This window comes from Kitasatospora sp. NPDC059088 (assembly GCF_042738155.1).
Lineage (GTDB): Bacteria > Actinomycetota > Actinomycetes > Streptomycetales > Streptomycetaceae > Kitasatospora.
Genome location: NZ_JBHYGR010000091.1, coordinates 1 through 2,630, shown reverse-complemented (window position 1 = coordinate 2,630; position 2,630 = coordinate 1). Strand labels below are relative to the sequence as shown.

5 protein-coding genes are annotated in these 2,630 nt (G+C 77.4%); all 5 read left to right on the top strand.

The annotated features are described in order from the left end of the window. Positions 1-3 precede the first annotated feature (3 nt). Positions 4-486 carry an Asp23/Gls24 family envelope stress response protein gene (locus ACFWXO_RS31460; RefSeq protein ID WP_380528012.1) on the top strand — a complete coding sequence of 161 codons (483 nt, stop codon included), beginning with the start codon at positions 4-6 and terminating at the stop codon, positions 484-486. 65 nt (positions 487-551) lie between these two features. Continuing rightward, entirely contained in the window at positions 552-743 is a 192-nt protein-coding gene (locus ACFWXO_RS31455) for a hypothetical protein (RefSeq protein ID WP_063349611.1), read from the top strand. Positions 744-853: 110 nt separating this feature from the next. After that, positions 854-1,132 carry an Asp23/Gls24 family envelope stress response protein gene (locus ACFWXO_RS31450; protein ID WP_380527942.1) on the top strand — a complete coding sequence of 93 codons (279 nt, stop codon included), beginning with the start codon at positions 854-856 and terminating at the stop codon, positions 1,130-1,132. A gap of 83 nt (positions 1,133-1,215) precedes the next feature. Continuing rightward, positions 1,216-1,800 carry a DUF6286 domain-containing protein gene (locus ACFWXO_RS31445; RefSeq protein ID WP_380527939.1) on the top strand — a complete coding sequence of 195 codons (585 nt, stop codon included), beginning with the start codon at positions 1,216-1,218 and terminating at the stop codon, positions 1,798-1,800. Then, positions 1,797-2,468 carry an alkaline shock response membrane anchor protein AmaP gene (locus ACFWXO_RS31440; protein WP_375893937.1) on the top strand — a complete coding sequence of 224 codons (672 nt, stop codon included), beginning with the start codon at positions 1,797-1,799 and terminating at the stop codon, positions 2,466-2,468. Before ACFWXO_RS31445 ends, ACFWXO_RS31440 begins: the two co-directional genes overlap by 4 nt. The last annotated feature ends 162 nt before the right edge of the window (positions 2,469-2,630 follow it).

The window sequence follows — 2,630 nt, the reverse complement described above, 5'->3', positions numbered from 1 at the left end:
TGTCTGGTTTTTGTGATTCCGCCCCGGGCCCGGCCCGCGCCCGGGGGGGGCGGGGACGGCGGTCGGCCGTCCGCCGAGCGCGGCCGCACGGCGCTGGCGGTCGGTGTGGTGGAGAAGATCGCCGGGATGGCCGCCCGGGAGGTCTCCGGCATCCACGCGCTGGGCTCCGGACTGGCCCGCACCTTCGGCGCGATGCGGGACCGGGTCCCCGGCGGCAGGTCGAGCATCGGGCGCGGGATCAAGGCCGAGGTCGGCGAGAAGCAGACCGCGATCGACATCGCCCTGGTGGTCGAGTACGGCGTGGTGATCCCCGAACTCGCGCGCCAGGTGCGGGAGAACATCATCGACGCGGTGGAGCGGATGACCGGCCTGGAGGTCGTCGAGGTCAACATCGCGGTCAACGACGTCCACCTCCCGGACGAACCGGAGTTCGAGGAGGAAGAGGAGCCGGTGGCGTCGTCGGGGCAGCGGCCCAAGCTCAAGTAGCGCCCGGCCGCGGGACCGCCCGGGGTGTTGGTGTCGGCGTTCGGTGGAGGACGAGGGAGTAGCGGATGAACCTGGCCATCGTCGGCCTGGTGGTGGGCATGGCCCTCGGCTTCGCCGGGTACTTCGGCGGGTTCGCGGCGTTCCTGCTGGTGGCGGCGCTCGGGCTGGTCGGCTTCGTGGCCGGGCGGCTGCTGGAGGGCGACATCGAGCTCGGCGACCTCGGGGACCTGCTCCGCGGTCGCGACCGGCGGCGCTGATGGGGGCCGCCGTACCGGCGCCTGGTCCCGGCCCTAGCCCCGTCCCTGGTCCCGTCCCCGGTCCCGCCTCCGGTGCGGTGCGCCGGGGGCGGTTGCGGGTCGCCGACCGGGTGTACGAACGGATCGCCGGGCAGGCGGCGCGGGAGGTGGTCGCCGAGGCCTGGGTCGGGCGGTCGGTGAAGGGGGAGCCGCCGAAGGTCTCGGTGGCGCGGCCGGGCAGCACGGTGACCGTCCGGGTGGCGGTCGAACTGCCCTTCCCGGCGGACCTGGCCGGACTCGCCCGGCGGGTGCGGGACCGGGTGGCGGCGCAGGTGAACGGGCTGACGGGGACGAAGGTGTCCGAAGTGGTCGTGGTGGTCGAGAAGTTGGTCGCCGGGGGAGCGTGGTGAAGGGGGACGCGGTGGCGGCGTCGGGGCCGGAGGGGTCGGGTTCGGAGGGGTCGGGTTCGGAGGCGGTGGGGAAGGTGCCCCGGTTGCGGTCGGGGCGGGCGGCCGTCGCGGCGCCGGTCGCCACGGTGGTGCTGGTGGTGGCCGGGGCGCTGCTGTACGACGCGGTCGCGGTCCGGGCCGGGCAGCCGGCCCGGCGGTGGCGGGCGCAGATCGCGGACGAGCTGGCCACCCGGCACCTGGACGACCTGTGGGTGCTGGTCGGCGCCGGTGCGGCGGCCCTGGTCGGGCTGGGGCTGCTGTGGCTGGCGTTCGCACCCGGGCTGCGGCGGTGGCTGGTGCTGCGGCCGTACGGCGGGACGGGGGCGGCGATCGACCGGGCCGGGGTCGGGCACCTGCTGGCGGACCGGGCCGCCGGGCTGGCGGGCATCGAGCACCTGAGGGTCAAGGTCGGGCGGCGGCGGGTGCGGGTGTCGGTGAGCGGGCCGGTGGACCCGGCGGGGGTGCAGCGGCAGTTGCGGGAGGAGCTGGCGCGGGTGGGGTTGGCGCGGCCGTTGCGGCTGGACGTGCGGTCCTGGCGGGGGCCGGCGGGTGGGGGCGTGGCCGGGGAGTCGGCGGATGGGGAGTCGGCGGACGGGGTGGGGGAGCGGACCGGGGAGGCGGCGCGGTGAAGCGGACGGTCGTCAACCGGGTGCTGCTGGCGGTGGTGGGGGCGGTGCTGGTGGGAGTCGGGGTGCTGGTGCTGGCGGGCGGGCTCGACCTGTACCGGCGGCTGGGGGTCGATCCGCCGAGCTGGTGGCCGTTGACCTCGCCGGACCAGCCGGTGGTCAGCGCACGCTCCCGGGTGCGGTGGGTCGGCTCCTCGTGGTGGTGGCCGACGGTGATCGGGGGGCTGTCGCTGCTGGTGCTCGGGACGGCCTGGTGGCTGGTGGCGCAGCTGCGGCGGACCGGACTCGCCCACATCACGGTGCCGACGCCAGGGGCGCGGGGGCTGCGGATGCGGGTGAACTCGCGGGCGCTGGAGGAGGCGCTGGAGCACGGCACGGCGGTGCTGCCGGAGGTGCAGCGGGCCGGGGTCCGGCTGGTGCGGGCCCCCGGGCACCCGCGGCTGCGGGGCGCCGTACGGCTGACCCCGGGCGGGGACCCGGTCGGGCTGGTGGAGCACTTCGAGGACGGGCCGCGGACGGACGCGGTACGGAGTCTGGGGCTGGCGGAGCTGCCGGCCGACCTGCGGATCCGGGTGTTGCAGGAGGCTCCCGCCGGGGAGCGGCGGTCCGGGCGGCGTGGATCTGGGCGGCGCGGGGTCGGGCGGCGGCGGGAGCGTCGGCAGCTGGAGTAGTCCGGGGGTCGGGGGCGAGGGAGTGGGGGCGGAGGGGCGGGGGCTAGGGCCTGTCCGGCGGATCTTGCCAGGCGGCGGCGCCCGCGCCCCCCCCCCCCGCCGCCCCCCCGCCCAGCCCCCCCACAACCCCACACACACCCCCACCCGCGCCCCCCCCCCCCC